Source organism: Nostocoides japonicum T1-X7, assembly GCF_001046855.1.
Lineage (GTDB): Bacteria > Actinomycetota > Actinomycetes > Actinomycetales > Dermatophilaceae > Nostocoides > Nostocoides japonicum.
In genome coordinates this window covers 3,954,429-3,960,737 of the sequence record NZ_HF570958.1, presented here as the reverse complement: position 1 = coordinate 3,960,737, position 6,309 = coordinate 3,954,429, and the positions used below count along the sequence as shown (strand labels likewise).

The window sequence follows — 6,309 nt, the reverse complement described above, 5'->3', positions numbered from 1 at the left end:
CTCCGGCGCGCGCGGGTCGCCGCGGCCCTGCGCCACCGGGTCCGCGTCCAGGGTGCGCTCCACGACCGCATCGCGTCGCCGGCGCACCCCGACGGGTGCCGGACCGCCCACTGACGGCGCCCGCATACCTCGAGACATCAGACGCGGGCCCGGCAGGTGTGAGCTTTCCGTGGCCGGATTCGCTCGGGAACCACGACAACCCCGCACCTGCCGAAAGGAAGCTCGGCAGGTGCGGGGTTGTCGTGGTACGCCCGGTCCGGCTGCGGCCCGGTCTAGAACACGCGCCGCCTCGATCCGCCGATCGGCACGAGGTTGAGCACGAGGCCGACGACGATGAGGATGATGCCGATCGTCACGAGGACCTTCAGGCTCGCGACGACCAGGCCGAGGATGAGCAGGACGACTCCGAGGACGATCACTGTGGCTCCTTCTGTCATGCGCCGCACCGTGCGACGACGGCCCCCTGTGGAGAGCGGGTACCACCCCGCTCCGTCGCGCTTCCTCTACCCGGCTCCCGACGTCGGCAAACGACACCGGTCCGCGCCCACGGGGCCCGCACGACCTCGACGTGCCGTGACCGCCCGACGCGCCTAACGTCGAGAGGGACGGGACCGCCATGAGGCGGGCGGATCCACCCTCGCGAAGGAGGCGCTCGGGTGTCGGACACGTCGAGCCAGGAGCCCCGCACGACGAGGCTCACCAGGGACCAGCGCAACGCGTTCGTCGCCGCATTCCTCGGCTGGACGATGGACGCCTTCGACTACTTCCTCGTCGTCCTCGTCTACGCCGACATCGCCAAGGAGTTCGGCGTCTCGCTCGAGCGGATGGCGTTCGTCACGACGGTCACGCTCGTCATGCGCCCGGTCGGCGCGATGATCTTCGGACTGTGGGCGGACCGGGTCGGCCGTCGCATACCGCTCATGGTCGACGTGAGCTTCTACTCGGTCGTCGGGTTCCTCTGCGCCTTCGCGCCCAACTTCACCGTCCTGCTCGTGCTCCGTCTCCTCTACGGGATCGGGATGGGCGGGGAGTGGGGCCTCGGTGCCGCGCTGGCCATGGAGAAGGTGCCGACGAAGCGGCGCGGCTTCTTCTCGGGACTGCTCCAGGAGGGGTATGCCGTCGGCTACCTCCTCGCGTCCGTCGCCTACCTGCTCGTCGTGTCCCTCGGTGGACTCTCCTGGCGGTGGCTGTTCGCCCTGTCGATCGTCCCGGCGATGATCACCCTCGTCGTCCGGACCCGGGTCGAGGAGTCGGAGGTGTGGGTCGCCTCCCGGGACCGCCGCCGCCAGACGCGCACGTCGTTCCGCACCATCTTCGGCAACCCCGCGATCTGGCGCCGGTTCGTCTTCCTCGTCCTGCTCATGACGGCCTTCAACTGGATGAGCCACGGGACCCAGGACGTCTACCCGACCTTCCTCAAGGCGACCGAGGACCAGGGCATCGGCCTCGCCAAGGGGGCTGCGACGTGGGTCGTCATCGGCTACAACATCGGGGCGATCATCGGCGGGCTCGCCGTCGGGGCGATGTCCGAGCGGTTCGGACGCAAGCGGATGATCGTCGTCGCGGCGCTCCTCGGGCTGCCCATCGTGCCGCTGTTCGCCTGGTCGACGACCGTCGGGATGCTCGCCCTCGGCTCGTTCCTCATGCAGGTCATGGTCCAGGGGGCCTGGGGCGTCATCCCGGCCCACCTCACCGAGCTGTCCCCCGACGAGATCCGCGGCTTCTACCCCGGCGTGACCTACCAGCTCGGCAACTGCCTGGCCGCCTTCAACCTGCCCATCCAGGAGGCGCTCGCCGCCTCGCACGGGTATCCCTTCGCCCTCACCTGGACGGTCGTGCCGGTCCTGTTGGCGGTGGCGATCCTCACCGCGCTCGGGTCGGAGGCACGCGGGATCCGGTTCGGGTCGGCGGAGTCGAGCGCGGTGGCCCACCGCTCGGGTCACCCCGTCCCCGGATGAGCCGGCACGCAGGGACGGGCCCGGGCGGGGCGCCAAGGCGTGTCGCACCGGGGACCACCCGGCATACCGTGAGGGGATGAGCGAGACCACCCCAACCGCCGTCGACGTGCTCCTCGACGCCTTCGGCCGGATCCCCGACCTGCTCCACGACGTCGTCGACGGCATCGACCCTGGCCTCCTCCTCCGGCAGCCCGAGATCGACGGCGTCCGCAACAACTCCATCGGCTGGATCGTCTGGCACATCGGCCGGATGGAGGACGCGCAGGTCGCCGACCTCGCGGGCTCCGCGGAGGTGCACGCCTCGGGCGGCTGGGGCGAACGGCTCGGCGTCCCCTATCCCGCGTCGACCCACGGCTACGGCATGAGCGCCGACGACGTCTCGCGCTTCTCGGTGGCCTCCGCGGACCTGCTCACCGCCTACTACGACGCCGTCCACGCGCGGACCGTCGAGGTCGTCCGCGGCCTCGACGGTTCGGAGCTGAGTCGCATCGTCGACGAGCGCTGGGACCCGCCGGTCACCGCCCTCGTCCGGCTCGTCAGCGTCGCCGACGACGCCGCGCAGCACGCCGGCCAGGCGGCCTACGTCAAGGGACTGCTCGGCGCCTGACCGAGCCGGGCCGCCAGCTCGACGACCGCATCGGCGACCGCCTGGGGCTGCGTCAGCAGATGTAGATGGTGGCCGTCGAGGACGGTCAGGGGCCATCGGTATGCCGTCGCGCGCGCCTGCTCCTCGGCATACGTCCCGCCGAAGGCGAGGTATGCCGAGGGCCGGCTCTCCCATCCGGCCGGGACCGGAACCGTCGCGGTGAAGTAGTCGAGCGTGAGCCGCGGCGCCGTCTCGTCGACCCGGTCGAACCAGCCCTCCGGGAAGAGCGGCCGGATCTCCTCGGCCTCCCACCAGCGGGTCCACGGCGGCAGCAGCCCGTCGCCCGGTGGGACGAGGGACCGGACGTGGCCCAGGAACGCCGCGGGAGCCAGCCGCGTCGTCCCGCCGTCGCCCTCCGGGAGCGCCGCGTCGACGAACACCGTCGCCGCGCAGCCGGCCCGGCCGCAGACGGCGGGCGCGTACAGCCCGGCGTTGCTGTGGGGCACGAGGACGGCGCATCCGTCCGCCTGGTCGGTCACCGCATCGAGAACGTCGTCCGGGGTGAACGGCGTCGACGGCAGCTGCGCGACGCCGGCGTCCAGCCCGCGACGGGTGAGGGCCCGCGCGAGCGGCTCGTAGGCGAGCGGGCCGAGGAGCGGGCTCGGCACGACGAGCGCGGCGGGCATGCCCGCGAACCTACGCCAGCGCGGCGGCCGGTTCCTCCCATGGGATGGATCACGGGCCGGCGGAGCGGCTCCTCCCACCGGGTTCCTCGCACGGATGGTTACTCGACAGTAGGTAGGGTGATCACCCCACCCACCGTCCAGTGGGCGGGTCCGCGGCTACGGCTGTCGACGCTTCAGTGGTGGGCCAGGAGCTCCGGCTGCCTTCTGGATCCCGGCGGTCGCGACGACCCCCGGACGCGGACGGAGCCGGCTGCGCCCCGCAGCCGGCTCCGTCGCCCATCGGCGGCTCTTACGGACCGAGGAATAGGGCGGCCCCCCGCTCGTCGATGCTGCCGGCAGGTCGTCTGCCGCGCACCGTGGGGGTGCCGATGACCGGTCCCCGGGCAGGCGCCGGGGAACTGGTGATGGTCACCGGGGAGAGGGTACCGGTCCGGAGGGCGCCGGGACGGGTCGAGGTGTCTGTGACATCCGACCCAGGGGCCCGTCCGCGCCCGTTCACCCGGTCAGGATGGCACCGTTCGGGCCATCTCACGATACGAACGGCGAAACCGGCGGGCTCGGCTCGTCAGCGGCTGGACACGGGCTCGGAGGCGACCGCGGACGTCCTCGGAGCCGTCACGTTGACGACGGCGGCGAGGCCGAGGACGAGCGCCGTCCCGACGAACGCGCTCCGCATCCCGAACGCTCCGCCGAGGACACCGCCGACGAGCGGCCCGAGGACCTGACCCGCATACTGCGCCGACACCCCGTAGCCGAGGACGCGCCCGACCCGGTCGTCGGGCACGACGTGCCGCAGCGCCGAGGTGACGGCCGGGAGCAGGCCGCCGAGGAACGCGCCCATGACCAGCCGCAGGGCCGCGAGGACGACGACGTCCGGCGCGACCGCCTGGAGGAGCACCGACACCGCGGAGCCGACGAGGCAGACGACGATGACCGGGCGCGTGCCGACCCGGTCGGCGAACCGCCCCACGCGGGGGGCGGCGAGGATCGAGCCGAGCGCGCCGAGCGCCATGACGACGCCGGACCACGTCGCGGCGCCGGAGGGACCGCCGAGCTCGGCGACGAAGAGGGTGACGAGCGGCTCGATGCTCATCGTCGCGAAGAGGACGAGCATCCCCGTCACGAGGAGCCGGTATGCCGCGGCCGGAAGTCGGTGGGCACCGTCGCCCGGAACGGGACCGCCGGCCCGCGACGTCGGCCGCGCGGGCCGGTCCTCGCGCAGGAGGAGCACGGTCGCGAGGAACGCGAGGAAGATGAGGCCGCCGGTCAGCAGGAAGCTGCGCCGCGCTCCGATGGTCTCGGGGAGCACGCCGCCGAGGAGCGGTCCCGCGACGTTGCCGCCCATGATCCCGGCGGACAGGACCCCGAGGGCCCAGGCGCTGTGCCGCCGCGGGGTCTGGGCGGCGACGAGGATCGTCGAGCCGGACGCGTAGCCGCCGAGCAGCCCGACGAGCAGCCGGAGCCCGACGAGCTGGTAGACGTTCTCGGCGAGCCCGAGGAGCGACATCGCGACGGCCATCCCGAGGCTCGCCCGCACGAGCATCGGCTTGCGGCCATAGCGGTCGCCGAGAGCGCCCCAGACGGGAGCGGCGAGCGCGGCCGTGAGGAACGTCGCCCCGTAGGCGACCCCGGACCAGCGCATGACGGCGGCGTCGTCGGTCACCCCGAGCTCGCGGACGTAGAGCGGCAGGTAGGGCACGAGGAGCGTCATCGCGACGATCGTCGTGAAGGAGCCCGCGACACAGACGGCGAGGTTGCGACGCCAGTGCGGGTTCGCGCCCGGCTCCGACGTCTCGGTGCCGGACGTCCGGTCAGCTCGCGCCTCGCCCACGCCCCCGGTCTACCACCAGCGTCCCAATGTGCGAGACTCGAATCTCGCTATCTGGTCATCGCGTCGAGTCGGATCGGCCGGGTCAGCCCGGCCTCGGTCGAGGTAACCAGTGTCGCCGCGCCTGGTCATCACATATCTCGACCCGGCCCGCCCCTCCCGAGTCGAGGTATCCAGACCCCACCGGAACATCACCACATACCTCGACCGACCAGGCACCCACTGGGTCGAGGTATCGAGACCCCACCGGAACATCACCACATACCTCGACCCAGCCCGCCCCTCCCGAGTCGAGGTATCCCAACGAGTCGAGATGTCCAATGCCGTGGCCCCGGTCGTCACCACATACCTCGACCCGGCCACCACGCTCCCGAGTCCAGGTATCGAGACCCCACCGGAACGTCACCACATACCTCGACCGGGCAGACGCCCACTGGGTCGAGGTATCGAGACCCCACCGCCAGGTCGCCACATACCTCGACCGGACAGGCACCCACTGGGTCGAGGTATCCAGACCCCACCGGAACGTCACCACATACCTCGACCGACCGGACACCCACCGAGTCGAGGTATCCAATGCCCGCCGCCCGGTCACCGCACGCCTCGAATCGCCGGAGGCGGCTGGGGAGACGGCTCAGCCGGGCGCGTCCGCCGGCCGGAAGACGGTGAGCGCCCGGCGCTCCACCCGGACCCGCAGCCGGTCGGCCGTCTCCCCGAGCTCGCCGTCGCGAGCGACCCGCACCGATCCGTCGAGGATCTCCAGGTCGAGGGCGGGCGCCGAGATCTCGTGGTACCGCGGGTCGCGGGCGAGCCGCCCGGTGACGAGGGCCGCGAGGACGGACAGCCGCGCCAGGGTGCTGGAGACATCGAGCATCCTCAGGTCGAGGACCCCGTCGTCGAGCTGCTCGCGCTCGGTCGGGACGAACCCTCGCGGCAGGTAGCGCCCGTTGCCGAGGAAGAGGAGGTCGACGTCGCTCGTCACCTCGTCGACCCGCACCCGCAGCGCCTGGCGCCGCCCGATCGTCCGCAGGCCGGCATACAGGGCGGCGAGCGGCTTGCCGACCCGATGCTCGTAGCGCTCCCGGATCTCGACGAAGTCGGTGTATGCCCCTACGCTCGCCGTGTTGAGGAAGAGCTCGTCGTTCAGATATGCGACGTCGACCTTCGTGACGGTGCCGGCCCGCACCGCGTCGACGGCCCTGCCGATGGGAACGCTCCCCACGTCCTTGGCGAAGTGGTTGAAGGTCCCGG

Annotated in this window: 6 protein-coding genes; 2 read left to right on the top strand and 4 right to left on the bottom strand. The window is 72.0% G+C overall.

Annotated elements, in window-relative coordinates; translation table 11 throughout:
• Window positions 1-272: 272 nt before the first annotated feature.
• Window positions 273-437 carry a hypothetical protein gene (locus BN12_RS24675; RefSeq protein ID WP_157635554.1) on the bottom strand — a complete coding sequence of 55 codons (165 nt, stop codon included), beginning with the start codon at window positions 435-437 and terminating at the stop codon, window positions 273-275.
• A gap of 219 nt (window positions 438-656) precedes the next feature.
• Here BN12_RS24675 and BN12_RS17960 point away from each other — a divergent pair, with 219 nt between their 5' ends.
• Together BN12_RS17960 and BN12_RS17955 are read left to right on the top strand one after the other, a co-directional pair.
• The gene (locus BN12_RS17960; RefSeq protein WP_048554617.1) at window positions 657-1,958 is read left to right on the top strand and encodes an MFS transporter; all 1,302 of its coding nucleotides are present in this window, start codon (window positions 657-659) and stop codon (window positions 1,956-1,958) included.
• Between the two features lie 76 nt (window positions 1,959-2,034).
• Window positions 2,035-2,565, top strand: coding sequence for a mycothiol transferase (locus BN12_RS17955; RefSeq protein ID WP_048554616.1), 531 nt, complete (start codon window positions 2,035-2,037; stop codon window positions 2,563-2,565).
• On the opposite strand, the gene BN12_RS17950 is transcribed toward BN12_RS17955, so the two are convergent.
• The 3 genes from BN12_RS17950 to BN12_RS17940 form a co-directional block, all read right to left on the bottom strand.
• Window positions 2,538-3,230, bottom strand: coding sequence for an alpha/beta fold hydrolase (locus BN12_RS17950; RefSeq protein ID WP_048554615.1), 693 nt, complete (start codon window positions 3,228-3,230; stop codon window positions 2,538-2,540). The genes BN12_RS17955 and BN12_RS17950 overlap by 28 nt on opposite strands.
• A gap of 565 nt (window positions 3,231-3,795) precedes the next feature.
• Window positions 3,796-5,061 carry an MFS transporter gene (locus tag BN12_RS17945; protein WP_048554612.1) on the bottom strand — a complete coding sequence of 422 codons (1,266 nt, stop codon included), beginning with the start codon at window positions 5,059-5,061 and terminating at the stop codon, window positions 3,796-3,798.
• Window positions 5,062-5,692: 631 nt separating this feature from the next.
• The coding region (locus BN12_RS17940) for a diacylglycerol/lipid kinase family protein (RefSeq protein ID WP_048554611.1) at window positions 5,693-6,309 on the bottom strand (617 nt) is incomplete at its 5' end.

Bases quoted from the DNA above. Each gene is read 5' to 3' on its own strand.
- BN12_RS17950 (WP_048554615.1), bottom strand. From the start codon at position 3,230: ATGCCCGCCGCGCTCGTCGTGCCGAGCCCGCTCCTCGGCCCGCTCGCC.
- BN12_RS17955 (WP_048554616.1), top strand. From the start codon at position 2,035: ATGAGCGAGACCACCCCAACCGCCGTCGACGTGCTCCTCGACGCCTTC.
- BN12_RS24675 (WP_157635554.1), bottom strand. From the start codon at position 437: ATGACAGAAGGAGCCACAGTGATCGTCCTCGGAGTCGTCCTGCTCATC.